Origin of the sequence: Indibacter alkaliphilus LW1, from assembly GCF_000295935.2 — a bacterium.
Classification (GTDB): Bacteria; Bacteroidota; Bacteroidia; order Cytophagales; family Cyclobacteriaceae; genus Indibacter; species Indibacter alkaliphilus.
Genome location: NZ_ALWO02000016.1, coordinates 1 through 26,983, shown reverse-complemented (window position 1 = coordinate 26,983; position 26,983 = coordinate 1). Strand labels below are relative to the sequence as shown.

At 39.5% G+C, this 26,983-nt stretch carries 24 protein-coding genes and 1 tRNA gene; 20 read left to right on the top strand and 5 right to left on the bottom strand.

Annotated features, from left to right (window positions below; genetic code table 11):
• The first annotated feature begins 7 nt into the window (after positions 1 to 7).
• From A33Q_RS03685 to lepB, 9 genes are all read left to right on the top strand, one after another.
• Complete coding sequence (locus tag A33Q_RS03685; RefSeq protein WP_009035704.1) at positions 8 to 859, top strand: DUF2911 domain-containing protein; 852 nt, start codon at positions 8 to 10, stop codon at positions 857 to 859.
• Positions 860 to 1,149: 290 nt separating this feature from the next.
• Positions 1,150 to 2,769 (top strand): CTP synthase, encoded by a 1,620-nt coding sequence (locus A33Q_RS03675; RefSeq protein ID WP_009035702.1) that lies wholly within the window; start codon positions 1,150 to 1,152, stop codon positions 2,767 to 2,769.
• A 109-nt stretch (positions 2,770 to 2,878) separates the two neighbouring features.
• Positions 2,879 to 4,687 (top strand): membrane protein insertase YidC, encoded by a 1,809-nt coding sequence (gene yidC, locus A33Q_RS03670; protein WP_009035701.1) that lies wholly within the window; start codon positions 2,879 to 2,881, stop codon positions 4,685 to 4,687.
• A 154-nt stretch (positions 4,688 to 4,841) separates the two neighbouring features.
• A complete protein-coding gene (locus tag A33Q_RS03665) occupies positions 4,842 to 5,525 on the top strand; it encodes a metal-dependent hydrolase (RefSeq protein ID WP_009035700.1) in 684 nt (227 codons plus the stop codon).
• Positions 5,526 to 5,534: 9 nt separating this feature from the next.
• On the top strand, positions 5,535 to 6,320 hold the full coding sequence (locus tag A33Q_RS03660; protein ID WP_009035699.1) for a ParA family protein: 786 nt from the start codon (positions 5,535 to 5,537) through the stop codon (positions 6,318 to 6,320).
• A 5-nt stretch (positions 6,321 to 6,325) separates the two neighbouring features.
• Complete coding sequence (locus tag A33Q_RS03655; RefSeq protein ID WP_009035698.1) at positions 6,326 to 7,243, top strand: ParB/RepB/Spo0J family partition protein; 918 nt, start codon at positions 6,326 to 6,328, stop codon at positions 7,241 to 7,243.
• Between the two features lie 111 nt (positions 7,244 to 7,354).
• A complete protein-coding gene (locus A33Q_RS03650) occupies positions 7,355 to 7,864 on the top strand; it encodes a DUF5683 domain-containing protein (RefSeq protein WP_235062770.1) in 510 nt (169 codons plus the stop codon).
• A 2-nt stretch (positions 7,865 to 7,866) separates the two neighbouring features.
• Complete coding sequence (dapB, locus tag A33Q_RS03645) at positions 7,867 to 8,589, top strand: 4-hydroxy-tetrahydrodipicolinate reductase (RefSeq protein ID WP_009035696.1); 723 nt, start codon at positions 7,867 to 7,869, stop codon at positions 8,587 to 8,589.
• A 14-nt stretch (positions 8,590 to 8,603) separates the two neighbouring features.
• Entirely contained in the window at positions 8,604 to 9,680 is a 1,077-nt protein-coding gene (lepB, locus tag A33Q_RS03640) for a signal peptidase I (RefSeq protein WP_009035695.1), read from the top strand.
• Between the two features lie 139 nt (positions 9,681 to 9,819).
• Here the strand turns inward: lepB and ung are convergent, their stop codons facing one another.
• Positions 9,820 to 10,482 carry a uracil-DNA glycosylase gene (gene ung / locus A33Q_RS03635; RefSeq protein ID WP_009035694.1) on the bottom strand — a complete coding sequence of 221 codons (663 nt, stop codon included), beginning with the start codon at positions 10,480 to 10,482 and terminating at the stop codon, positions 9,820 to 9,822.
• 75 nt (positions 10,483 to 10,557) lie between these two features.
• Here ung and apaG point away from each other — a divergent pair, with 75 nt between their 5' ends.
• Together apaG and A33Q_RS03625 are read left to right on the top strand one after the other, a co-directional pair.
• A complete protein-coding gene (apaG, locus tag A33Q_RS03630; protein ID WP_009035693.1) occupies positions 10,558 to 10,944 on the top strand; it encodes a Co2+/Mg2+ efflux protein ApaG in 387 nt (128 codons plus the stop codon).
• Positions 10,922 to 11,719: an O-methyltransferase gene (locus tag A33Q_RS03625; RefSeq protein ID WP_009035692.1), complete on the top strand. Its 798-nt coding sequence runs from the start codon at positions 10,922 to 10,924 to the stop codon at positions 11,717 to 11,719. The genes apaG and A33Q_RS03625 overlap by 23 nt, the downstream gene beginning before the upstream one ends.
• Positions 11,720 to 11,731: 12 nt before the next feature.
• On the opposite strand, the gene A33Q_RS03620 is transcribed toward A33Q_RS03625, so the two are convergent.
• Positions 11,732 to 12,316, bottom strand: coding sequence for a methyltransferase (locus A33Q_RS03620; protein ID WP_009035691.1), 585 nt, complete (start codon positions 12,314 to 12,316; stop codon positions 11,732 to 11,734).
• A gap of 35 nt (positions 12,317 to 12,351) precedes the next feature.
• On the opposite strand from A33Q_RS03620, the gene A33Q_RS03615 reads away from it, so the two are divergent.
• From A33Q_RS03615 to rplI, 4 genes are all read left to right on the top strand, one after another.
• Positions 12,352 to 13,269, top strand: coding sequence for a coiled-coil domain-containing protein (locus tag A33Q_RS03615; protein WP_009035690.1), 918 nt, complete (start codon positions 12,352 to 12,354; stop codon positions 13,267 to 13,269).
• Between the two features lie 108 nt (positions 13,270 to 13,377).
• Positions 13,378 to 13,749 carry a 30S ribosomal protein S6 gene (rpsF, locus tag A33Q_RS03610; RefSeq protein WP_009035689.1) on the top strand — a complete coding sequence of 124 codons (372 nt, stop codon included), beginning with the start codon at positions 13,378 to 13,380 and terminating at the stop codon, positions 13,747 to 13,749.
• Positions 13,746 to 13,997, top strand: a complete 252-nt coding sequence (gene rpsR, locus A33Q_RS03605; protein ID WP_009035688.1) for a 30S ribosomal protein S18 — start codon at positions 13,746 to 13,748, stop codon at positions 13,995 to 13,997. Before rpsF ends, rpsR begins: the two co-directional genes overlap by 4 nt.
• A 43-nt stretch (positions 13,998 to 14,040) precedes the next feature.
• Positions 14,041 to 14,484 (top strand): 50S ribosomal protein L9, encoded by a 444-nt coding sequence (rplI, locus tag A33Q_RS03600; protein WP_009035687.1) that lies wholly within the window; start codon positions 14,041 to 14,043, stop codon positions 14,482 to 14,484.
• Positions 14,485 to 14,537: 53 nt separating this feature from the next.
• Here rplI and A33Q_RS03595 read toward each other — a convergent pair whose 3' ends face one another.
• Positions 14,538 to 14,786 (bottom strand): hypothetical protein, encoded by a 249-nt coding sequence (locus A33Q_RS03595; RefSeq protein WP_009035686.1) that lies wholly within the window; start codon positions 14,784 to 14,786, stop codon positions 14,538 to 14,540.
• 195 nt (positions 14,787 to 14,981) lie between these two features.
• On the opposite strand from A33Q_RS03595, the gene trhA reads away from it, so the two are divergent.
• Positions 14,982 to 15,623: a PAQR family membrane homeostasis protein TrhA gene (trhA, locus tag A33Q_RS03590; RefSeq protein ID WP_009035685.1), complete on the top strand. Its 642-nt coding sequence runs from the start codon at positions 14,982 to 14,984 to the stop codon at positions 15,621 to 15,623.
• 128 nt (positions 15,624 to 15,751) lie between these two features.
• Positions 15,752 to 15,824, top strand: a tRNA-Gln gene (locus A33Q_RS03585).
• A gap of 269 nt (positions 15,825 to 16,093) precedes the next feature.
• Here the strand turns inward: A33Q_RS03585 and A33Q_RS03580 are convergent.
• Positions 16,094 to 17,656, bottom strand: coding sequence for a calcineurin-like phosphoesterase C-terminal domain-containing protein (locus tag A33Q_RS03580; protein ID WP_009035684.1), 1,563 nt, complete (start codon positions 17,654 to 17,656; stop codon positions 16,094 to 16,096).
• Positions 17,657 to 17,903: 247 nt separating this feature from the next.
• Between A33Q_RS03580 and A33Q_RS03575 the strand changes: the two genes are divergently transcribed.
• The 3 genes from A33Q_RS03575 to A33Q_RS03565 all read left to right on the top strand — a co-directional run bounded on the left by A33Q_RS03575 (position 17,904) and on the right by A33Q_RS03565 (position 24,431).
• On the top strand, positions 17,904 to 18,083 hold the full coding sequence (locus tag A33Q_RS03575) for a histone H1 (RefSeq protein ID WP_009035683.1): 180 nt from the start codon (positions 17,904 to 17,906) through the stop codon (positions 18,081 to 18,083).
• A gap of 460 nt (positions 18,084 to 18,543) precedes the next feature.
• Entirely contained in the window at positions 18,544 to 23,097 is a 4,554-nt protein-coding gene (locus tag A33Q_RS03570) for a T9SS-dependent choice-of-anchor J family protein (protein ID WP_040489842.1), read from the top strand.
• Between the two features lie 188 nt (positions 23,098 to 23,285).
• Entirely contained in the window at positions 23,286 to 24,431 is a 1,146-nt protein-coding gene (locus tag A33Q_RS03565) for a 1-acyl-sn-glycerol-3-phosphate acyltransferase (RefSeq protein WP_009035681.1), read from the top strand.
• Positions 24,432 to 24,571: 140 nt separating this feature from the next.
• Here the strand turns inward: A33Q_RS03565 and A33Q_RS03560 are convergent, their stop codons facing one another.
• Complete coding sequence (locus tag A33Q_RS03560; RefSeq protein ID WP_009035680.1) at positions 24,572 to 25,774, bottom strand: GAF domain-containing sensor histidine kinase; 1,203 nt, start codon at positions 25,772 to 25,774, stop codon at positions 24,572 to 24,574.
• Positions 25,775 to 26,983 lie beyond the last annotated feature (1,209 nt).

Below are 26,983 nucleotides of genomic sequence, written 5' to 3'. Positions count from 1 at the left end.
TTACACCATGACAATAAGAATCACCTTTTTAACGGTTTTTTGCCTTATGATTGGCTTAAACCTAGCTTCAGCACAGCAAATCCAAATGCCTCAAGCCAGCCCTGCTGCACAAATCAGCCAAAAAGTAGGCCTTACGGATGTTCGTATAGAATACAGTAGACCAAGTATGCGTGGAAGAAAGATCTTCGGAGAACTTGTTCCCTATGGCGATGTATGGAGAACTGGCGCAAATGCAGCCACTGTAATCTCGTTTTCTACTGAAGTCAAAATCGAAGGAAATGAGGTGCCTGCCGGAGATTATGCACTCTATGCTATCCCTGACAAAAATGAATGGACCATTATCCTGTCATCCAATACTAAGCTTTGGGGAGCCGTTGGATACAATTCTGAGGATGATGTATTGAGATTTAAGGTAAAACCTGGTAAGACGGGTCAAAAATACGAAACCATGGAGATCAATTTTGTGGACATTTCAGATACCGGAACATCCGTTGCCATCAAGTGGGAAAACACTAGAGCTAAATTCAGGATTGAAACTGAGGTAGACGATATTGTGATGTCCCAGATCAAAGAATTGGTCATCGATCAACAACCAACAAATCCAGGGCTTTATTATCAAGCTGCCAATTATTACTTTACCAATAACAAAGACATGGATCAGGCTTATGATTGGATCAATAGGTCTGTAGTGGATGATCCCAAATACTGGACAGTCCACTTAAAAGCTAAAATCGAACTGGCATTGGGTAAGAAAAAGGAAGCCTTAGAATCTGCCAAAAAATCTATGGAGATGGCCAGAGATGCAAAAAACCCTGATTACGTGGGATTAAATGAGAGATTAATCAAGTCAATCAAGTAAGATGTATAGGAAAGTGAATATAGAGAAGTGGTCAAGAAAAGACCACTTTCTTTTTTTTTCTAAGTTTGAAGAACCTTTTTTCGGAATATGTACAAAGGTAGATTGTACCAGAGCATTTCTAGATTCCAAACAAAACAACAGCTCTTTTTTTCTAAGATACCTCCATGATTGTCTAAAAGCTGCCAATGTTAAACAAAATTTCATAAAAGAATTAAGCCCTCAAATCAAATATTTCCCCTACCTTTGAATCCCATAAGAATTCAAACAAAATTAAAGCCCGCACCATTCTTATGGCCCAATCCACCAAATACATATTTATTACAGGAGGCGTCACTTCCTCTCTTGGCAAAGGTATTATTGCAGCTTCTTTAGCCAAATTACTCCAATCCAGAGGGTTCACAGTGACCATCCAAAAATTTGACCCATACCTCAACATTGACCCCGGAACACTCAATCCATATGAGCACGGAGAATGTTACGTTACTGAAGATGGGGCAGAAACCGATCTTGACTTAGGTCATTATGAGCGTTTTCTAAACTCCGCTACTTCCCAGGCCAACAATGTGACTACAGGGAGGATTTATAACAATGTCATCACCAAAGAAAGAAAAGGGGAATACCTTGGCAAGACTGTCCAAGTCATTCCGCACATCACTGATGAAATCAAAAGAAATTTCCTTAAACTCGGAGAGGATGGAAAGTTTGATGTCATCATTACAGAAATAGGTGGCTGTGTCGGAGATATAGAATCTCTTCCTTTTATAGAAGCTGTAAGACAAGCCAAATGGGAACTTGGAACCAACAATTTCCTGGTTATTCACCTTACCTTGATTCCTTACCTGGCTGCTGCTAAAGAATTGAAAACCAAGCCAACTCAGCATTCTGTAAAACAACTTCTTGAAGCCGGAATCCAGCCAGATATTCTCGTTTGCAGAACTGAGCATCATTTACCTATGGATGTTAAGAAAAAGCTGGCTTTGTTTTGTAATGTTCAGCTCAATTGCGTCATAGAAGCCATGGATGCAGAAACCATCTATGATGTCCCTTTACTGATGAAAAAGGAAAAGCTGGACGAAAGGGTAATGAGTAAACTCAAACTTACCTCCAAAAGCAATACAGATCTGGAGCAATGGAAAGATTTCTTGGGAAGACTTAAAAACCCAACGCAGGAAGTTACCATAGGTTTGATAGGGAAATATGTTTCCTTGCCTGATTCTTACAAATCAATCATAGAAGCATTTGTACACGCCGGCGCTGCCTGTGAATGCAAGGTGAATTTAAGGTTGATATCTTCTGAAGAGTTGCACCCTGAGTCAGTGATGAAAAAACTGGAAGGCCTTGATGGTATTGTTGTCGCTCCTGGCTTCGGTGAGCGTGGGCTTGAGGGAAAAATAGAAACTGTTAAATTTGCCCGGGAAAATAAACTTCCCTTCTTCGGAATCTGTTTGGGAATGCAAGTAGCGGTCATTGAGTTCGCGAGAAACGTAATGGGCCATGAAAAAGCCAACAGTACAGAAATGGACCCTGGAACGGCATTTCCTTTCATTGATTTGATGGAAGAACAAAAAAATCTTGAGCAAATGGGTGGAACCATGCGATTAGGTTCGTATCCTTGCGATCTGAAAAGGGGAAGTAAATCTGCCCAAGCTTATGGAAAACTGAAAATACAGGAACGACATAGGCACAGATATGAATTTAACAACAAGTATCTGAAAGAGATGGAAGAGGCAGGAATGATCGCCACTGGCATCAACCCTGAAACAAAGCTGGTCGAAATCGTTGAAATCAAAAACCATCCATGGTTTGTAGGTGTTCAATTTCATCCGGAATACAAAAGTACCGTTTTGGATCCCCACCCTTTATTCGTGAAATTCATCAACGCTACTATTGACAACAAAAAAATAAAGTAATTGTAATAAGCTCTTTTATAAAACACGGTAACCCAAAATCGAACAGAAGTATAGAAACTGTCGGTTTTGGGTTACTTTTGCTTTTCAAAAAGAGAATAAAGTAAATTTTATGGATAGAAATCAAGCGACAGGACTGATACTGTTCGCAGCAGTCTTGCTGATTTATTCGCTGTTCTTTGCAAGTGCTCCTGAACCACTTCCTCAGGAAAGTACAGAAGCTGCGCAGACGGCTTTGAATGATTCTGAAGCTGCGAATGAAATTGACCAAGACGTGACAGAGTTCATGTCTGAACCTGATAGCCTCCAGGATGTCAGAGCACAAAGGGAGTTTGGTGTTTTTGCGGCAATGACCAGAGGTCAGGAAGAGGATATCAAGATTGAAAATGACAAGATGATTGTTACATTTTCAACCAAAGGTGCTGAAATCAAGCAGGTTGAATTGAAAGAATTCAAAACATGGGACCAAAGACCTTTGCTCCTTGTGGAGAGTGAGAGTTCAGACCTTGATTATTTCATTGAAACTGACAAAGGACAATTGAGCCTCAATCAATTTTATTTCAACCCTACTGTATCCACCATGGATATGGAAGGTGTCGATGCCACAGTTTTGACTTTCATAGCGCAAAGTGGAAATGGACAGATAGTAAGAACTTACACCTTACCTGAGGGCGGCTACATTTTAGGTAAGTCACTGGAATTTTCAGGGCTTGAAAGAAATCTGAGCAGTTCGGACCTGAAAATGGTTTGGGATGACAGATTGCTCAGGCAAGAACAGGATTTGGAAGAGTCCAGAAGAAAAACCAATATCAATTGGTATAAGACTTCCGGCAAGCACAATGACCTGAGTTTGAGCTCAGATTCAGATGATGACCAAATCAACGAACCTTTGAAGTGGGTAAGTTTCAGCCAAAGGTTCTTTACATCAGGGATTATAGCAGACAGGCAATTCTCCTCAGGTATTTTTGAGCAGCAAACTCCAAAAGATACACTTTCAGTGAAAAACATGAGGGCTGAGTTGATCATTCCTATTGAAAATGGAAGAGTAGACCTGAGCTATTATTTTGGACCAAACAATTACAATGTACTCAAAAAAGTCACACCGGGCTTTGAGGAAAATGTTTACATGGGTTACGTTTTCGTAAGCTGGGTAAATAAGTATATCATTGTCAATCTGTTTCAGTTTCTGGAAAGATACTTCAGCAATTATGGTATCATAATCATCCTGATCGTTTTGATTATCAAAGCAGCGTTATTTCCATTGACATACAAGTCTTATATGGGAATGGCCAAAATGCGGGTAATCAAACCTGAAATTGACGAGCTTAAAGCAAAATACCCTGACGATCCTACCAAAATGCAGCAGGAGCAAATGAAGCTCTTTGGACAGCTTGGTGTTAGCCCGATTTCAGGATGTTTGCCTATGGTATTTCAGATGCCTTTCCTATTCGCGATGTTCTTCTTTTTCCCTAATTCGATAGAATTACGTCAGGAATCATTCCTATGGGCTCATGACCTTTCTACTTATGATTCAATCATCAACTTGCCGTTTACCATTCCTTTCTATGGTGCCCACGTCAGTTTGTTCACCTTGTTGATGACTGTTTCGCAGATTGCCTATACACATTTCAACAATCAGCTGACTGCCCAGACTGGCCCAATGAAGAATATTGGTTATATCATGCCGGTAATATTCATGTTTGTACTGAATTCTTTCCCTGCAGCTTTAAGTTTCTATTATTTTGTTTCCAATATGGTGACCTTTGGGCAGCAGGCATTGATCAAGCTATTTGTAGATGATAGCAAAATCAGAGAGAAGATTGAGGAGAACAAAAAGAAAAATGTAAACAAGAAAAAGTCCAAATTCCAGCAAAAACTGGAAGATGCGATGAAGGCCGCTGAGGCAAATAGAAAAAAATAAAATTGAAGAGACCCTCAGTGGTCTCTTTTTCTTTTCAGAAGTTCATAATCAGAGGCTTAGAGGTATCCACATACAGATGTGGAAAACAATTCGTTTATAGGTTCGATATTAATTATATATTTGTAAGCCTTATAAACCAATAAACTGACACACCATGATTGACATCACATACTATGGGCATTCAGCCTTTTTGGTAAAAATGGGGGGTAAATCTATTATTTTTGACCCCTTTATCAGTCCAAATGAAAAAGCTTCCGAAATAGATGTATCATCCCTCAAAGCGGATTATGTTCTCATCAGCCACGGTCATGAAGACCATGTAGCAGACGCAGAGGCTATCGCAAAGTCCTCAGATGCCATGCTCGTATCCAATTACGAAGTTGCTGTTTGGTTTTCTGAAAAAGGAGTGAAAAAATTTCATCCTATGAACCACGGGGGAAGTAAGAAATTTGACTTCGGTTGGGTAAAATATGTGACTGCTATCCATAGCAGTACACTTCCTGATGGTTCTTCAGGAGGGAACCCAGGTGGTTTTGTAGTCAAACATGAGGGCGGTTGCTTTTACTATGCTGGAGACACGGCACTTACTTATGACATGAAGCTCATCGGAGAAGAGTTCAAAGTAGATTTCGCTTTTCTTCCGATCGGTGACAATTTCACAATGGGGATAGCAGATGCTATCAAAGCCGCTGATTTTGTGGGTACTGACAAAATCATTGGAATGCATTATGACACCTTTCCATATATTGAAATTGATTTGGAACAAGCAAAAAAAGCAGCGGCAAAGGCAGGAAAAGAATTGATTTTACTTAATATTGGAGAATCTATAAAGTTATAATATAACCTGATGGGAAAAGTAATTGCAATAGCAAATCAAAAGGGAGGCGTAGGAAAAACTACTACCGCTATGAATCTGGCAGCCAGCTTGGCAGTGTTGGAATTCAAAACCCTTGTTATAGACGCTGACCCGCAGGCCAATACCACCTCGGGACTTGGCCATGACCCAAAAGGTATAGATACCAGTATTTATGAATGTATGGTTGACGGAATAGATATCCAGAGCATCATTCTTAAAACAGAAATAGAACATCTTGAACTAGTTCCTTCACACATTGACCTTGTAGGTGCTGAGGTAGAGATGATCAATCTGGAAAACAGGGAAGAAAAAATGAAAGGCGTAATCGCCAAAGTCAGAGATAAATATGATTTCATAATCATTGATTGCTCGCCTTCACTTGGTCTCATTACAATCAATGCACTTACAGCTGCCAATTCAGTTATCATACCTGTTCAATGCGAATACTTCGCTCTGGAAGGATTAGGAAAGCTTCTCAACACCATCAAAATCATACAGACGCGTCTTAATCCAGATCTGGAAATCGAAGGCATACTACTTACCATGTATGATGTGAGACTTAGATTGAGCAATCAAGTTGTGGAAGAAGTAAGATTGCATTTCAAAAACCTGGTTTTTCAGACAATTATCCCCAGAAATGTACGCTTAAGTGAGTCCCCTAGCTTTGGTTTACCGGCAATTGCATTTGATGCAGACGGAAAAGGGGCAGTCGCTTACTTAAATTTAGCCCATGAAATTGCCATCAAAAATGGAATGGGGAAAACTACTGACGCATAAAAATTATGGCTGATAAAAAACCTACACCTAAAAAATCTGCATTAGGCAGAGGACTGGGTGCCTTACTGGAAGATTCGCCTCAAAAAAACAAAAGCCAGGAATTGGTACCATCCCACCCTGTTGCAGGCATCTTTGAAATCGGTTTGGAAGAAATTCAAGTAAACCCCTACCAACCAAGAACCCATTTTGACAAAGAGGCTCTTCAGGAATTGGCAGACTCGATCAAAGTTCAGGGTATCATTCAGCCAATCACAGTAAGAAAACTTGCAGACAAAGAATACCAGCTCATCTCAGGAGAAAGGCGGTTTCAAGCCTCTAAAATAGCAGGACTGACCAAAATTCCTGCCTATGTCAGGACAGCAAATGATCAGCAAATGCTGGAAATGGCATTGATAGAGAATATCCAGAGAGAAAACCTTAATGCTCTTGAAATAGCCCATTCATACCAAAGACTTCTTGCTGAATGTGATCTGAAGCAAGAGCAACTAGGAGACAGAGTGGGGAAAAACAGAACTACGGTCAACAATTACCTGAGGCTTTTGAAGCTGCCACCTGATGTTCAGGCCGGATTGAGAGACAACAGAATATCTATGGGACATGCGCGAGCTATCATCAATGTGGAAGACATTGACAAACAGCTGGCCATTTACAAAAGGACAATTGCTGAAGAGCTAAGTGTACGAAAGGTAGAAGCATTGGTCAAAGCCTTGAACGAAGGGTCAGCCGAAAAAACTTCTGACAAATCGCAGGACTTGGACCCTGTGAAGAAATACGAGATTGGAAAAATACAGCAAAGACTGGCTTCCCATTTCGGAACAAAAGTGCAGTTAAAATCTGATGGGAAAGACAAAGGGGAAATCAAAATCCCATTTCGATCTACCGAAGATTTAAACAGAATTCTTGAAATACTGGAGATTATCTGAGCCTTGAATACGGCAATTCCATTAAAATTTCGATTTGAAAAAATAAAAGCAATGGTTCCAGCGGGGATCATTGCTCTTTTGGTTTTGTCCTTTTTCTGTACAAGAAATGTTATGGCCCAGCGTATTGACACACTCAATACGGAAATCAAGGAGCTTCCATCCATAAAGCTGAAAGACAATACAGTAAAGGATCCAAAAAAAGCAACCCTCCTGTCTGCTTTCATTCCGGGGGCCGGTCAGGTCTATAATGAAAAAGCCTGGAAAGTACCTTTGATTTATGGAGGCTTCGCTACCAACATCTTCTTTATAGATTTTAACAATAGAAGATATTTAGCACTCAGGGAAGGCCTTTTTCAGTTGGACCGTGGAGAAGAAAACAATTTCCCAAACCTGAACAGGGTCGGACTTGTCAGGCAAGTCAATTTCTGGCGAAGGAACCGGGATCTGAATTACTTTATCTTTATTGGGATCTATGCGCTCAATATAGTAGATGCCCATGTAGATGCGCATTTATCCTCCTTTGATGTCAGTGAAGACCTTACTTTCAGGTTTGAACCCGTTTACGAAAATTTGTCAGTAGGAGGAAATATGTTTGGTTTATCAATGAAAATTAATTTCTGAATATGAATATACTTTTGTTAGGATACGGAAAAATGGGCAGGATCATCGGTGAAATCGCCGAAGAAAGAGGCCATCAGATTTCCGGAAAAATCAATATTGACAACAGGTCAGATCTTGATCAGATCGACCCTGATTCAGTAGATGTTGCTATAGAATTCAGCCAACCCGATGCTGCAGTTGAAAATATCAGCTGGGCGATCAAAAGGGGGATCCCCGTAGTTTCAGGAACTACAGGGTGGCTTGACCAAAAACCTCAGATCGAAGAATTGACATTAAAGCACAATACAGCTTTCTTTTATGCCTCCAACTTCAGTGTTGGTGTAAATATATTCTTCAAAGTAAACAAGTTTTTGGCTTCATTGATGAAAGATCAGGCTGAATACAAAGTCAGCATGGAAGAAATCCATCATACTGAAAAAAAAGACGCTCCCAGTGGAACTGCCATCACATTGGCTGAGGGAATTATTGCTGAAAATCCAAGGGTTGATCATTGGAAATTGGAAGAGGATTCCGACAAAAATGAACAAACAATTCCTATCACATCGAAAAGAATTGACCCAGCCCCAGGCACACACATAATCAAGTATAAGTCCGAAATCGATGATATTGAAATCGCACATACCGCTCATAGCCGCAAAGGATTTGCTCAAGGAGCAGTACTCGTAGCCGAGTGGATAAAAGCCAAAAAAGGTATTTTATCAATGGATGATTTCCTATCTTTCTAAAATTTTTAAACAAAATGACAGGAGAAAAGAAGAAAAAGTCAGCCGCTCGCGAGTGGGCGGACGCACTCATATTTGCAGTAATTGCAGCATCTTTAATTAGGTGGCTGCTTTTGGAACCCTTTACCATACCCACAGGATCCATGGAAAGATCTTTATTGATCGGGGATTTCCTGTTTGTGAGTAAAATGCATTATGGAACCCGCGTTCCAAAAACACCTCTTCAGATGCCTTTGACGCATCAAAAAATCTGGGGAACAGACGTCAATTCCTATGTGGATTGGATCCAACTTCCTTATATGAGGCTTCCAGGATTCACCTCTGTAAAAAGGAATGATGTGGTAGTTTTCAACTATCCGGCAGAATTCGAATATCCAGTGGATTTAAAAACCAATTATATCAAAAGAGCTGTAGCAGTACCCGGAGATGTACTTGAAATCAGGGGGACACAAATCTTTATCAATGGAGAACAAGGTGAGAATCCCGAGGAAATGCAGTTTTCCTATGATGTGATGACAAATAGAAATCTCAGCTCTGACTTCTTTTCTGACTATGGTATCAACCCCGAGGGCTACATGCCTTTCTCCAATGGTTCGGGCTATATGGTCATGGCAACAGAGGAAACTGTAGAAAGGTTAAAAAAATCTCCTGCCATCGGCAATGTGACTATGAGAACAGATCGGGCAGATCTTGGTGATCCAAGAATATTCCCCGATGGAGCCTACTTTGGTTGGAACAAGGACAATATGGGGCCTTTGGAAATCCCTGGAAAGGATTGGACCATCACAATGGATAAGGACAATATAGCCAAGTATGCTTTTACAATTGAAAAGTTTGAAGGGCATGATGATGTGGAAGTCAGAGACAACGAACTCTACATCGATGGGCAAAAAGTTGAAACTTATACATTCAAGCAAAATTATTACTTCATGATGGGTGATAACCGCCATGATTCCCTGGATTCCAGGTATTGGGGTTTTGTGCCAGAAGACCATATTGTAGGAAAAGCTTGGTTCCTTTGGTTATCATTAGATAAGCATAAGTCTATGTTCAACAAAATTCGTTGGAGTCGTTTCTTTAACAGCATTCATTAATAAGTCAAGGTCAGCCCAAAAGCTGACCTTTTCTTTTTTTCGATGATCCCCCCCCTAAAACACCAGACTATTTATCAACCTTAGAAATAGACAGCACAATATTTCCAATAGATTTCCTGCTGATCAGGACAAACATCTATTACCATGAAATCTCTGTCAAACCCTTTTCCCTCAAATATTCATTGGTCTTGGAAAAATGTGAACAGCCTAAAAATCCACGGTGGGCAGAAAGCGGACTGGGATGAGGGGCATAGAGTTTTAAATGCTTGTTGTCTGATATAAAAGCAGCCTTTTTCCTGGCATAAGCACCCCAAAGTAAAAAAACCACATTGTCTTTTTCTTCGGCAATCACTTTGATTACGGCATCCGTAAATTCTTCCCAGCCTTTGTTTTGATGAGACCCTGCCTGATGTGCTCTTACAGTTAGGGTTGCATTCAGCAATAAAACTCCCTGATGAGCCCACCTTTCTAAGTTTCCATGAGACGGAATAGACTGATCAAGATCCCTGTTGATTTCTTTAAAGATATTCAGAAGACTTGGAGGAAAACGAACCCCTTCTCTAACCGAAAAAGACAATCCATGGGCCTGACCTGGACCGTGATAAGGGTCTTGACCAAGAATCACTACTTTCACCTTATCCAAGGGACAATACGCAAATGCATTGAAAATTTCTTTACCCTTGGGATAAATCAACTGATTTTGGTATTCTTGGCGAATAAATTCAACCAAATCTTTGAAATAAGGCTTGGAAAACTCCTTACTCAGTATATTTCTCCAGCTTTCTTCGATTTTAACATCCATTTTACTTAATATGCGTTGTAATTAAAGATTTAAATTTTATTTTTAACGATTCATCAGGCAAAATCCAAAAGAAATATGGTTACAGCCATTACTGAAGGTATAAAGGTTACTGTTGAAACCACTTACCAGGCAGAGTTTTCTAGCCCCCACCAACACCATTATGTTTTTACCTACAAGGTAAAGATAGAAAACAACGGTCCTCACACCATACAATTACTCAGAAGAAAGTGGGAAATCCACGATGCAGGAGATGCCACTAAAGTTGTAGAGGGTGATGGAGTAGTTGGCCAGCAGCCTATTTTAGAGCCGGGAGGCCAACATGAATATGTTTCAGGCTGTAACCTGAAGTCCGGCTTAGGAAAAATGAAAGGTTGCTATAGAATGGAAAAGCTTTTTGACGGAAAAATTATTGACGTACAGATTCCGGAATTCCAGTTGATTGCAGATATTTTTGACAATTGATTTGGACCTTTTCCCTTTAATTGCATACATCAGATACTGGCTGGAACAGGAAGATCAATACTCCCTTCAAGCTCCTTTTGTCTCAAAACTTTACACAGACCTGAAGAAAGACCTTCAAAGAAACTTATCTCAAACAGACCCTTTCGCTGAGCAAAGAGTTTTACTCTCCGGGGATAAAGAAAAAATAAATATCAGAGACTTTGGGGCCGGTTCCAAAAAGCTCAAATCGGCCCATAGAACAACCTCTGATATTTACAGGTATAGTACTACAGGCCGTAAATTCTCTACAATCTACAATTTCCTATGCAGGCAAACTCCAGCAGCCCATGTCCTGGAGCTTGGAACTTGTCTTGGAATCAACACCTTGTACTTGGCAAAAGCCACCGAAGGGAATCTGTACAGTTTCGAAGGTTCCCCTAGTCTTGTCTCAAAAGCAGAAAATATCAATTGCTTTGACCATGTTTCTTTTGTAAGCGGAGACATCTCCGAAACCCTCCCTGTCCATTTGAAAACCCATATTCCAGTAGATTTTGCTCTTTTGGACGCTACCCACACTTATGAAGCTACACTGAAATATGTAGAAATGCTCCTCCCCCATCTGCACGATGACAGTATCTTAGTCATTGATGACATTCATTGGTCCAGGGGCATGCAAAAGGCATGGGAAGAAATCAATTCTCTCAAGGAGGTAAGCTTCAGTATTGATTTTTATGAATGTGGTGTTTTGCTTTTCAAAAAAGGGATGCAGAAGGAAAACCGTATCCTGTCTATTTGAATATTGCTGATTTTACTTTTCTGCCATCAAAAACAACTCGGATCCTTGTCTGGGAACAATAGAGTTATAGCAAGGCTCAATGCTTAATTTTGAAAATTTTTCTCCAAAAAGATCCAGGTAATCCTCTCTCTTTCCACCAAAAGGAGGCCCATCATACGTGAACTCCACTCCAAACAGGACACCTACCAGTTTACCACCTGGATTGAGAAGACTATGCATTTTTTTCACGTATTCAGATCTTAAGGAAGGGTCTAAAGCGCAAAAGAATGTTTGCTCCAGAATAAGGTCATATTTATCCTCATGTTCAAAAAAATCTTTATGCAGAAGTTGCTTTTCAGGAAAACTTGAGCAGCTCTTTTGAAATTTTTCCAGTGGGTGTGCAGAAATATCAAGAACATATACATTTTGAAAACCGTTTTCAAAAGCATATTTTGCTTCATGAGCATTGCCAGCTCCGGGAATAAGTATCTTTACTTCTTTTTGGTAAATTTGGTCTAAATATTGCTTAATTGGGGTCGTTGCAGAACCTACATCCCAACCGGTTTGGTTTTCCTTGTAGCGTTCTGTCCAGTATTGAGCATCTAATCGTTTTGTCATAAATTTTATATTTCATCTTACAAGCTGTTAAACTTATGGAATACAATTACAATCCACAACCAAAAAAGAACGATAACGGCAAAAATATTCTCATTATTGTTCTAATCATTTTGGTAATTATCAGCGGTATCAAGCTTTACACTGATTATTTGGACAGAACCAGAAAATCTGAGGAGATTCTGATTCTATCAGAAGAAAACAACGACCTCAACAAGCGATTGGATTCCATGACTTACCAGCTTGACCTTCGGATCCAGGAAATAGAAAAGCTTGGCGGTGATATCGAGTCTTTGGAGGAAATAAGATCCCAATTGATAGCAGAGCGAAATTCTGACAGAAAGCGATCGTCAGAGGAAATTGCTGCTTTGAACAGACGAATCAATAGCTTCTCAGCCACTCTTCAGGAAAAAGATGAAGAAATCCTGAGATTAAGAGATGTCAATCAACAACTCTATGCAGAAAACAGAGACTTAAAGAGTTCACAGGCCACTATAGAAGAAGAAGTGGTCCAGCTCAATATAAAACAACAGGAACTTCAGGAAAAAGTCAATATTGCAGCAATGCTCAAAGCTGAAAACATTGTTGTGGCCGCAGTAAATTCCAGAGGAAGAGAAAGAGAAGATGGATTTAGAAATAGACAAATTGAAAAACTAAAAGTGTCTTTCAACATTGCGGACAATAAAGTGGCACCAGAAGGACACAGGGATATATACCTTCAGGTGATCGCACCCAACAATCAGCCAATTTTTGATGTAGCCAAAGGTTCCGGTACATTTACTTTAGATGGAAGGGAGGAATTCTTCACAGCCCATCAAGATCTCTTCTTCAACAATTCGGAACACCTATTGACCTATTACTACGAAAAAGGGAGTAAATACACTTCAGGTATCTATGAGGTACGGATATATGCAGATGGTTATCAAATAGGAACCAAGACGTTCGAAGTGAAATAAAGAATAAGCCCCTCAGCGGGCTTATTTTTTTATCTTAGCTTGTAATAAACCGAATAATCTTCTACTTTTGCGGTCTGTTAAAATTTTAATACAGTAACAAAATAAATTATGTTCCAGAGAAATTACGAAACGGTATTCATACTTACTCCCGTTTTGTCTGAAGTTCAGATGAAGGATACCGTAGACAAGTTTGTAGACTTGTTGAAAACAGAGGGGGCAGAAATCATCAATGTTGAAAATTGGGGTCTTAAGAAAATGGCTTACCCAATTCAGAAAAAAAGCACCGGATTTTACGTTTTGGTTGAATTCAAATCAGAGCCAACTGCCATCAAAAAGTTGGAAATTGAATTGAGAAGAGACGAGAAAGTCATGAGGTTCTTGACTACAGTACTTGACAAGCATGCTATTGTCTATGCTGAAAGAAGAAGAAAAGGTGAATTTAACAAAAAAACTGAAGCTAAGGAGGAGCCAGCAAAATGACATTAAGAAACGAACCAATCAACAGAGTTGAAAACAGAAAGAAATACTGTAGATTCAAAAAACACGGTATCAAATATATCGATTACAAAGATCCTAACTTCCTTTTGAAGTTTGTCAATGAGCAGGGAAAAATCCTTCCTAGAAGACTGACCGGCAACTCTGCCAAATACCAAAGAAAAGTGGCTAATGCTATCAAAAAAGCAAGGCACTTGGCATTATTGCCTTTCGTAACTGACGGTTTGAAATAAGCCATCAAATTCGATTCATTCAAATTTTAAAAATTGTACAACAATGGAAGTTATTCTAAAAACAGATATAAAAGGACTTGGGTATAAAAATGACATGGTGGACGTAAAGCCAGGTTATGGAAGAAACTACCTTATTCCTCAAGGCTTCGCTGTATTGGCTACGCCTTCCAACAGGAAAATCCTTGAAGAAAACATCAAGCAAGCTGCCCACAAAGCAGAAAAAATCAAAACTGCTGCTGAAGAAGTTGCTTCAAAACTTGAAGCATTGACCTTGGAAATCAAAGCCAAGATTGGTGAATCAGGAAAAATCTTCGGTAAGGTTACCACCCTTCAGATTTCTGATGCTCTTTCTGAGAAAGGTATAGAAATCGACAGAAAGAAAATTTCTATCAACTCTCCAGTAACAGGTGCCGGTGAGTTTGAAGCTGAAGTTGACCTTCACAGAGAAGTCAAGAGCAACGTAAAATTTGTGGTTGTAGCTGAATAAGCGCAATTGACAGAAATAAAAAAAGGCTTTCGATTTGAAAGCCTTTTTTCGTTTTAATTCATCGCGATTTTTTCCAAATCATCTACAAGTTTCTTTGCTACAGCACGGCTGTTCTCTTTTCTTTTTGCTTTAAACAGATCCAAGGCAACCTTACTCTTTTCGATTACTCCTACTGGATTTTGATCAGCCAGGTAGCTGTTCCAGCACCAAGACAGTTCAGCATGAAGCTTTTCATCCAACTTTAATTTCTCAAGTTTTTCTAGAGTTGAAACAATCGTTTTTTCTGAAATTTTGACAGACATGATAGTATTTATTTGGTTTAATAATTGAATTCCTGATTTTTCAAATTCGATAGCAAAACAAGATATTATTTTCCATAAATACAAAACAATCAGACACTTAATAACATAATATTAACAAACAATCGATTACGTTACGTTTTTTCAAATAATTTTTTATTTGGAAATTACTTAACTTTCACCGAATCAAACTTGAGTATGCAAAGAAAACAATCTCTTCAGGAAGAATTTGCCAATAGTATCACCCATGGATTTGGTATCCTTTTCAGTATAGTTGCCATTTCTTTGCTTGTAACATTTTCCATGCTCAATGGAAGCACAATCGAAATCGTCAGTTCATCCATTTTTGGAGCATCCATTTTGTTCCTTTACACTTTCTCCACTTTATATCATTCGGTACAACAGGAGAAAGTAAAATCATGGCTACGTACCTTTGACCACATTGGTATATATTTACTGATTGCAGGCACCTACACTCCTTTTTTGCTATTGACAGTGGGAGGTAAAACGGGCTGGATTTTTTTTGGAATAATTTGGGGACTGGCTGCTTTTGGATTAGTCTTCAAAATTTTCTTTACGCACAGGTTCAAAAAGGCATCACTGATTCTTTACCTGGGAATGGGGTGGATGGCTATTTTACTTATCAAGCCTCTCTTTCAAAATTTGGATATAAACACATTGAGCCTGATTGCAGCGGGTGGGTTAAGCTATACTTTAGGCACGCTTTTTTACACCAGACCACAAATGAGATTTGCCCATACCATTTGGCATCTTTTCGTTTTGGCTGGAACAATCCTTCATTTTATAGCAATTATGTTTATTCTACAGACCCCGGCTTAATTTTTTCGATTGAATTATAGTGTATTAGCAAGGTTATGGTAAAAACTTTTGAGGCAAATTTGCATAAAAAAGAAAGTCCACCTACATTTGTGACACCTTTCAGAGAAAGGGAAATAAGAATCAAAAATTGACCGATGGTGTAACTGGCAACACGTCTGATTTTGGTTCAGAAGAGTCCAGGTTCGAGCCCTGGTCGGTCAACAAAAAAGCCGCTTAGAAATAAGCGGCTTTTTTATTTTTATACATTTACAATCTCTCTTACATGCAGACCCTCAAGCAAAACCACAACTTCCAATAACTGTAGTCTGGTGGTAAACTGTCCGCAGTCTTTCGCATAGCAAGGACAACATCATCTTAATTCCTGCAATCACGTGGACCAAAACCCTAATATCAACTTAATATCCACCGAATATCTCCTCAAAATAGAATCCCTCTCAACAACAGGAATAAGACAAGGGTACAGATTATTATCACTCCACCACTTTAATAGTTTTACTGGCCTGATGTACGTTCCCATACATATCCTCTGCCTGTATCTCTACAGTGTGCTCTCCTGCTTCTAAATTCGAAGGAATACCCGCTCTCCAAAGATGGTCCGTACGCACTGGATTGGAAGGCCTCCTGTGAGCTATTGGCTCATCTGCTGTATCCCACCTGAACATATTGACCAAGTAAGCCGGATCATAATCTTCTAAGTTGTTCATTTCTTTCCATTCTGAGCCATTGATCCTGTACATCACTTTGTCTTCTTTGGTTCCTGTGAAAAAATTGGCGAAAATCCCGGAGGAAGTGCGTACACCTTTTTTCAAAACTTTAGGAGCAAATACTTCAATTTGATAGTCTTCACTCCTTCGGGCTGGCTTGTATCTGGCTACATAATCAGTCCCATCAAAGTCAAGAAATACATAACCATTCGGGGAACCATCTCTCATGGTCGCCATAGGTATTCCATTTTCATCCATCTCACCTGAGTACCAATCCCCTGATGGGGTTCCTATATTGAAATGATGATGAGGTTTTTCTTGATTATACCCATCCTCTTCACCAAAAAACACTTGCTTCATATAATGTGTGTGCGCTGATAAAGATACTGTATGAGGGAAATCAGAAAGCAATTCAAAAAGCTTTTCCCGATCAGCATCCCTGAAACTGTCACCTTCTTCAAAAAGAGGAATGTGCATAAACAATACAATCAGTTTATCCTTGGGAACTGTCTTTAGGTTGTTTTCAATAAACTTGAGCTGATCTTCCCTGAAACCTCCCCAATATTGCGATTTTTCCCTTGGGTCAGGATATAGGATATTCTCCAATACTATAAAATGGACATCTCCATGATTGAAAGCATAAGTCGCTGGACCAAAATTGGCAGTAAAACTTTCATCTGATAATTTGTCCTCTTTGGCATCAAAATTCATATCATGGTTTCCCATTACTGAATACCAGGGAACTCCAATTTTACTGATTACTTTGGCATATGGTTGAAATAAATCCGGGTCATCTCCAACTATATCTCCTAAAGCAATTCCAAAATCAATTCCTTGAATCCCTTCAACTTCTGAAACCACTCCTTTATCAAAATAGGATAGTTGGTCAAGATTATAGGGTTGTGGATCTCCAAATACCAAAGCTGTAAATTTGGATTGGTATTCACCTGGGATCAACCCAAAATCCACAGATTTAGGTAAGGATCCTGTAGGGGCTACTCCAGGGTATCGATAAGTAGTGGGAGAGCCTTTTTCCTTATGGATGTAAAAAAACTGCGGAAGATTGTTGGTATCTACAGGTACTTCAAAACCGGATGGCTTGATGACAAATATTACATCATCATCCGAAATAGGGAGCTCATATTTACCGCTCTCATCTGTGAGTACAACGTCCTCTCCATTAGAAACCGCAACTCCCGGAACACCCGGTTCTCTTCTTTCCTTTTTTCCATTCTGATTTTTGTCTTCAAAAACGAAGCCTGTCACAGTCTGGGCCTGCAGGCTTAATGCCAGGCAAAATACAGTTAAGCTTAATGTTATTTTTTTCATTTCAGGATCTTTAATTTTACCTAAAATTAGCCCCTTGATTTTGCAATTGTATTAAGCCCAAATTAACCTTCCATTAAGATTCCCCTTTCCCAAAATCCCCATAAAAGCGGAAAATGTGTTCAAAAAGCAACAAAACCCCGTTTATTTGATTTTTTTTCGAAAAAATAAATACCCCTAAGCACGTGTAATAGCCAATTCTACATATCTTGATAGTATTATTTTAATTTAACCCAAAACAGATTGAATTATGAGCAGATTTGAAGAAGTAGTAGCACAAGTTTCCGCTTTGGAAGCAGATTTCAAAAAATTTTATGAGCAAGGTAATAAGGCCGCTGGAACAAGAGTAAGAAATGGCATGAACAACCTGAAGAAAATGGCTCAGGATATAAGAAAAGAAGTTACTGAGATCAAAAACTCAAGCAAGTAATTAATTTTTACTGAAGCATTCTTGACAGAAACTCGACCACTGTGTATTTATATGCAGTGGTTTTTTGTTTATTAAGATGAGGTAAAGTGTATTTTTATATTTCCTGTTCCTATAGAATAAAGCGGAAAAGGTAAGTTCAGCTACAAGAAAACCATACATTTATATTTGATTTACCAAAAGATCCTATTTGTCCATAAATCAGGTTTTTTGGTTTACTTTTTATCAGGGTTTTCCATAGAAGATTGAGTTACTAACATCCTGAAAATCAAAACTTAAAAAAATCTACTAAAATATAAATTATTGATTTTTGCTTGGTTTTCCATATAAAATTCCAAGACGATCTATTTTTTAACAATTCAATAACAATAATCTTCTGAATTTATAAAAAACAAAAATGTACTTTTAAATGCAATTTTTGATTGCATCAGTTCATATAAACTCCAATCTAAAAGTTAAGAGAATGAAACAAATTTTACCAAGATTTGTACTCATGTTGGGTCTGATCAGTTTGGTTATGCTGCAAGTAAACGCACAAACCGAAGTGATAGCAGGCTGGACATTTGAGTCTTCAGAGGTTTCCGAGCGGATCAATGCCGATCTCGGGAATGCCAACAACACGGGCGAAAACGCCCAAGTCATCACTCCCGTTAACATCAACTTTACCTCCTATGTACAAGGTACAGGAGGTTCAGGTACTTTTGCCAAAAATGCCAACCAGTGGCAAGTCGAATCAGGTACAGAAAAATACTGGCAAGTAAGGGTAAATACTTTAGGGTTTGAGAACCTTACCCTATCCAGTAGACACCAAGGTAGCGGTACAGGCCCGAGAGACTTCCGCATTGACTACAGCTTGGATGGTGTAGATTGGACTCCGGTAGCCGGAAGTGATTTCACCCTAACGACTAATTTCAATACAGGTGGATCAGTCAGTAACCTGGTTTTGCCATCCCCTACTTTTAATCAGGATCAGGTATTTATCAGATGGATCAATACCTCATCTACCAGCATTAATGAGGGAACCACTGCCAATACAGGTACAAGTAGAATAGACGATATTATCGTTTCCGGTACGGTTATAGGAGATGGTGAAGAGCCAACACCTCCTGCTGTATCTACTTTAGGACAATGGGATTTTGAAGGAGAGCCTGGCAACCAAGCTGCTACCTCAGGTATGGGAAGCGACCAAATTGCCGCTCTCGACTTTGTGAGAGGAAGTGCGATTATGCCCACTGGAGCAGGCAATTCTATAAGCGGCAGCAATTGGAGCACCGGAGAGAATTCCTATTTTGAATTTGGCCTTACCGTTGAAGAAGGCTTTGAAGCAAATCTTGAAGAACTTTTGATTGCCACAAGATCTTCTAATACAGGTCCTAGAGACTTGGCTTTGAGATATAGTGTAGACAATTTTACTACAAACCTTGCTGAGTGGCAAAACATCAACACCAACTTCTCCAATCTGAGATTGGATCTTTCCCAAATTACCGGATTAAGCGGAACGGTCAGATTTAGAATAGTAGTGACGAGCAATGTATCTGCTAATGGAGGTACCCTAAGTTCAGGAGGTACCTTACGTGCAGGCAACTTGTTTGAGTCAGGAACATTCATTCCAGTTCAGTTCACTGGATCAGTTGTAGAGGCTGAGGTAGTTCCTCCTGCCGAACCTGAACCAATTGTGAATTATAACTTCAATGGAGAACCTGGAGGTCAGGAATTTACTGCTGCAAATTTAATCGCTGATGGGCTATTGGCTTTGGACTTTGCCAGAGGTGCCAGTATTAATCCTTCCAATGCAAACAATTCCATCAGCTCTAATGGATGGAATTCAGGAGATCAAAGATACTTTACATTTGGGTTTACAGTCGCACCTGACAAACTGGTAGATTTGAGTCAGTTACAAATTGGAACAAGGGCTTCAGGAACTGGACCAAAAGATATGGCTTTGAGATACAGTGGTGATAATTTCACTTCAGATCTTGCCACTTGGGTCAATCCTGCCAACGAATTTTTCAATCAGGTTATTGACCTTTCCGACCTTCAGAACCTAAGCGGAACAGTGGAGTTTAGAATTGTCAACATAAGCGAAACTTCAGCCAATGATGGTAACATCGGATCTGGGGGTACATTAAGAGTCACCAACTTCTTCCCTACTAATGTGGGGACCACTTTTGTAGGTGTTGTTAAAGAAGCCGACGGGGTACTAGTACCGGGATTGACTGTAGATCCTTCTTCCTTGGATTTTGGAGCTGTAAGTATTGCTGATGAAGCCCAAGTGCTTTCTTACGAACTAGCAGCAGTGAATTTGGAAAGTAGCGTCAATGTAACTACAACTGCCCCATTCTCTGTATCGAAAGACGGGGTCAACTTCACTGCTTCACTTGAGTTCTCTGTTGAGGAGATGGCTTCAGCACAGACTGTATTTGTAATGTTTGACAATAGTACTGAGGGAGATTTCAATTCAGCCATTACCAATCAGACCGAAGGTACACTTCCAGTGACTGTAAGTGTTGCAGGCTCTGTATTTGATCCTTTCAATATCAGTGAGGACTTCAATAACATCTGCCAAGCCAATCTTGGACCTATTGGAGGCTCTTGGTCAACTATAAGTGTATTAGGAGATCAAGTTTGGTCATGTACCAATTTTGGAAGAGCAGGTACCACTCCTACAGCCTCTGCTCCATTTGGTGTTCAGATCAATGGATTTGCCGCAGGAAGTGCCAGACTCAATGAAGATTGGTTGATCACACCGGAATTCGACCTAGCCGGTTTCAACATTCCTTTGCTGTCTTTCTACAGCAGGGTAGCATTCAATGGCCCAAGATTAAAGCTATTGATCTCTACTGATTACATTGATGGAGATCCAAATACAGCTACTTGGACGGAATTGGATGACAGGTTTGCCAATGGAGATGTTTGGACATTCTCAGGAGAACTGGACTTGACTGAATACTTAGACCAAAAAATAAGATTGGCATTTGTTTATAATTCTTCACCTGAAGAAGGTGCAGCCAGATGGACTTTGGATGATTTTGAATTGAGAAGCTCAGACGTACCTGCGGCTCCATTCTTCTCCAACGACATCGGAAATGTGGACTACTTCCATTTCGGAATCATTCCGGCAGGATCAGTTTCTTCAGAGACAAGATCCTTCAATTTCAATCTTAGCAATCCAATTGCACCACTGACAATTGACAATGGTCCGGTTGGCGGATTTGAGTTCTCTAAAGATGGCGTAGAATTCAGTCCTACCTTGACTTACAGTATTGAGGAACTGAAAGGAAGTCAGACAGTGACAGTAAGATTTGCCCCATCAACTGAAGGTGCATTCAGCGGACCTATTACATTCAATTCCGGTGATATTTCAGTTAAAAGAGGATACTTATCGGGTGCTACCATCAGTAAGGATAAAACCTTCGATATTGTGACTTGGAATGTTGAGTGGTTTGGATCTTCAAGTAACGGACCAAGCAACTTGGACCTGCAGCTTCAAAATGTCAAAACCATCATAGAAGATCTGGGAGCTGATGTTTATGCTTTCCAGGAAATCACAGGACTTGAAAAATTTGATGAGTTGGTAGAGGCTTTAGAAGATTATGGAAGCTTTGTGTCTCCAGCGACTTCTTTGGGACCAGACAATTTTGAAACGGCTCAGAAACTCACATTCCTTTATAAAAAGTCTACTGTTGAACCTATCAAAACAAGAGTCTTGCTTGAAGGTGTGCAACCTGAAGATTTGGTGGATTATCCATCTTCTCCGGATAGGTTCTGGGCAAGTGGAAGACTACCATTCCTGATGGAAGTAAAAGCCAGTATAGACGGAGTTGAGCAGAAATTTAACTTGATCAATATTCACGCAAGATCAAACGGAGGAGGAGAAAGTGCCGGAAATCCAAGATATGCCATGAGAAGGTATGATGTGAATGTGCTCAAAGATTCATTGGACATGTATTATGCCAATGTACCATTGATCATTTTAGGTGATTACAATGATGATCTGGATGAAACAGTAGCTGATCAAAATGCTCCTACTGTCAATACATCTGAAACATCTTTCATCAATTATATCAATGATTCAGAAAACTATACTGCTGTTACCTTGCCTTTGAGTGAAGCAGGATTGCGTTCTTTCCCTTCATTTGAAAATGTGATAGACCATACCATCGTTTCCAATGAGCTTCAGGACAACTGGATTGTCAACTCAGAGAGGATTGTTGCTCCATTTAATTTGATTCAAAATTATTTGAATACGACCTCCGATCACATTCCGGTTAAATCGAGATTCATCTTAAGCTGTGATATTGATCTACCTGTAATCATTGGAGATGGTGAAATCTGTTCAGGAACGGGCAGTACCGAACTACACTTATTCGGCGGGAATTACACCAATGTGCTGGTCTGGCAGGTCTCCTTGGATGGAGGTGAATCTTGGGAAAATATAGAAGGAAGTGAAGGTGCCACAAGTCTTGAAGTTTCAGAACTTGTAAGCAGCAAACTATTCAGAGCAAGAGTAGAATCTGAACTTTGCTTTAGCAATACTCTTGAATTTGAAGTTGGTATCAGCGAACTCCCTGAACCGGTAATCTTGTTTGAACAAGGTAAATTGGTGACCATTGAGGGTGATTATATTTTCACCTGGATCAAAGACGGTCAGGTAATCCAGTCTGGTTCTGAAAACAGTGTCAGAATCGCCGGATCGGGCAACTATCAGGTTGTAATCCAAAATGACCAAGGTTGTGAAAATGCTTCGGACATTATCAGGTTCCCGATCAGACCTACAAAAGCAAATGTGAGAGTATTCCCGAACCCGGCAAACAGATTGGTAAATATTACACTCAGAAATGCTGAAGGACTACAAAATGTCGAACTTAGAACTGCTGCAGGCTCTTTGATAAGCTCAGAGCTTTCCTCAGATGGATTTGTTCAATTTGATGTCAGCAACCTTTCAAAAGGAACCTACCTGATCATTATTACTGATCAGCATGGTCAAAAACAAGTTGAAAGGCTGATTATAAGATAATTCAGCTCCATACAGAATTTCAAGAAGCTGCTTCCCATCGGAGCAGCTTCTTTTTTTACCCTCTGGCATTTTAAAAATAAATGATAATCATCCATCTGTTTGAATAAATGAAAAACACATATTCAAGCTTGAAAGGCCACCTCTTAAATTAAAATTTACTTTCTTTGTAATCCAACAAAACAAATCGAATGTCTCCATTTGAAGATATCAGACCCTATTACGACATTGAAGTCAATCAGGCTATCAGAGAAATTCTGGATCATCCTATGCTCAAAGCAATGATGAATTTCACTTTTCCCGATCATGAAGATAGCTATTGGAAGGATCTGATGCTTCACTGCCATTCCATCAGGGACTTTCAGATCAATTTTATCTATCCGGGAGTAAAAAAGGTACTGGAAAAAAGCTCAAATGGGCTCACTACTTCAGGTTTTGAAAAGCTGGAAAAAGACACTTCTTACCTATTTATCTCCAACCATAGGGATATAATATTGGACACCTCTTTGTTGAATGCCAGTCTTTTTGAGCATGGTTTGTTTATGACAACTTCTGCTATAGGGGATAACCTGGTCAAAAAACCCTTTTTAAAGCACCTATCTAAGATGACCCGAAACTTTATTATCAAAAGGGGTCTTCCTGCCAGGGAGCTTTTGGAAAGTTCAAGGACAGTATCGGCCTTTATCAGACATTCCTTACTCAGAGAAAACAGATCGGTCTGGATTGCCCAGAGAGAGGGACGTACCAAGGATGGAAATGACATGACCCACAAAGGCGTGTTGAAGATGATCGGTATGGCTTCGGATGAAGGAGAGCATTTCCTGGACTATTTCAAACGGCTCAATGTAGTTCCTATCAGTATATCTTATGAATATGACCCTACTGATATGCTCAAAATGCCGGAACTTTTGGCCAAAGCCAATCAGGAAGTATATGTAAAAGGAGAAAACGAGGATTTCAACACCTTACTGAGCGGGATTATTGGACAGAAAAAAAGAATTCATATCCATGTAGGTGACTGTCTCAATGACAGAATAGATCAGATCAAAGAAAATAACCAAGGGCAGGTCAAACAGCTGCAAGCTTTGACAGACCTGATTGATGATCAGATAATTCTAGGATACAAGCTTTGGCCTACTAAGTATATTGCCCATGACCTGCTTACAGGAACTGCACAATATAGTTCAGAATATTCTCCGGAAGAAAAAGCTCTTTTTGAGGCTAGGTTTAGACGGGGCGTGGATCAAAAAAATCCTTTGGCTGTCAGAAGCTTTTTGGCTATGTACGCCAATCCTGTAAGTAACCAAAAAAGGCTCTTGGAAGAAATTCAAAGTTAATTTGATTCCGGTTTTAAAGTATTTGAAAGCTAATAAAACCTTAAAAATCCGATCTCAGTTTACGGCTTAATGAAACCCCTAGATGGAAGGAAACCTGTTTTGTTTCAAATCATCAAAACCCAAATCTTGTGAAAAAAGGTTTAAGCCGGAAGGGTGATTTCAAATTGACTGTATTGTCCTTGAACTGACTTAATGGACATTTTACCTTGCATGCTTTCCACCAGGTGTTTTACCAAAGGAAGCCCAAAGCCAAAGCCCGTTTCTCCCCCTGTACCGTTCATTGATTTAGCATTTCCATCAAGGATCTGATTGATTTGTTCCTGGCTCAACCCTTTTCCGGTATCCCGAACAACAACTGATAAATTTTTCTTCTCGTCTACTTCCTCCAAGTCCAGATTCACAGAAACATCCCCTCCACTTGAAGTAAATTTGATTGCATTGGAAATAAGGTTTCCGATCACCTGAAGCATCTTATTTTTATTAAATGGCAGATGACCATGTTCTTGATTCAGTGAAATACTCAGATTTACCTCTTTTTGCTTTGCCTGAACACCATACATGTCCAATAATTTTCCTTTCAACAACTCGAGATTCAGTTCTGTATGTGGATTGATTTTGACTTTTTGAGGTTCCTGGAAGTTCTCCGAGAGTATATCATCAGCCAACTCCAAAAGGGACTTTCCGCTTTTTTGGATCAAATGTATAAACTCCAATACCTCTTCAAGGCTATTTTCATTACCTTGTTCTTTGATAACTTGAGCCAATCCAATTATTCCTCCTAAAGGGCCTCTAATATCATGAGCAACCCTTTTGTTGTTTTGACTCATATCATTCATTTTGGTCTTGAGTTGCTGAATAGTCAAAAGAATCTTCAATCTATTGACAATTTCATCCGCTATGATTTTGAGCAATTCAACCTTTTCCGGACTTAGGTCCTTGGCATGCTTATCCATCACGCAAAGTGCCCCGAGATTGAAGCCTTTTTCATCTTTTAGAGGAATCCCCCAATAATAGGTTAAGTTAGGATCGTCGGTAACGTAAAATTTGTTGTTGAAACGCTCATCTCTGGTCAGGTCTCTGATTTCGAATGATTCCTCCCCCATGATGGTATAAGTACAGACTGAATCTTCCCTTGGCATTTGCAGGGCGGGAATGCCATGTGTGGAAACAGACCATTGGGTAAAGCTATCGATGAGGTTGATCAAAGAAATTTCTGTCCCAGCAACCTTCGCCGCGAGTTTGGTAAGATCTTTAAACTGTGACTCAAGGTCAGAATAATCCAGGTCATATTCACTCAGACGGATTACTCTTTCAAGTTCATTGGAAGGAAAAGGGATATTCATCACTTATAAAATCAGGGGTAAACATTTCAAAAGTATCAAGCAGAGAGGGCTATTCCAAAGATATAGCGTTATAATTTAAGGTTCTGGGACCCAAAGTGTTTTATTGGGTTAGAAGTCCACAATACTGATGCTTTTCTTAAGAGATTCCGGAAGCTTTTACTTGATTGAGTTTAATCGATTAGCTAAAACTACCCGTTGAATTTAAACTTTTCCAAAGTTTGATTAAAAGGATAAGCAACCACAATTGACAAAACTGAACTTTGGAAAAGTTGCCCTGACCAAATGACATTGAATAGGAATAAGACCTGGCAAGTTTCAAAAACCTGACAGTCTCTTTCAAGCTGTGAATTGCTTTTCAAATCGACCAGAGGGAGATTCATGAACACCATTGAAAAACATTATCATAGTGAATAAATTGATATCTGCAAAATAGGTCCATTAATGATTATAGTTATTGCCAGGACCTATCAGGTTTCAAAAACCTGACAGTCTCTTTCAAGCTGTGAATTGCTTTTCAAATCGACCAGAGGGAGATTCATGAACACCATTGAAAAACATTATCATAGTGAATAAATTGATATCTTCCCAAGGGAATCATAGCTACGTTATGGAACGTTTGACAAACGTAGCTGTTGTGAATTGCTTTCAAATTGATATCTTCCCAAGGGAATCACAGCTTATTTGTTAAGGCTTCTAAGCGTGTCCATGTTGTGAATTGCTTTCAAATTGATATCTTCCCAAGGGAATCACAGCTTGCGGTGCGCTTCTATATGCTTCGGTTAGTTGTGAATTGCTTTCAAATTGATATCTTCCCAAGGGAATCACAGCTTCAATGTGACATCATACAGCGCATTGACCGTTGTGAATTGCTTTCAAATTGATATCTTCCCAAGGGAATCACAGCGTAGGCAGACTATGTCATGCTATTCCTAGAGTTGTGAATTGCTTTCAAATTGATATCTTCCCAAGGGAATCACAGCAGCATAATGGTAAATGTGTTTACTCTGATGTTGTGAATTGCTTTCAAATTGATATCTTCCCAAGGGAATCACAGCTTAGACATCATAATCTTCCTCCATTTCTAAGTTGTGAATTGCTTTCAAATTGATATCTTCCCAAGGGAATCACAGCGTTTTAATGTGGTTTTACATTGTTAGCAAGTTGTGAATTGCTTTCAAATTGATATCTTCCCAAGGCACACAGGGGATA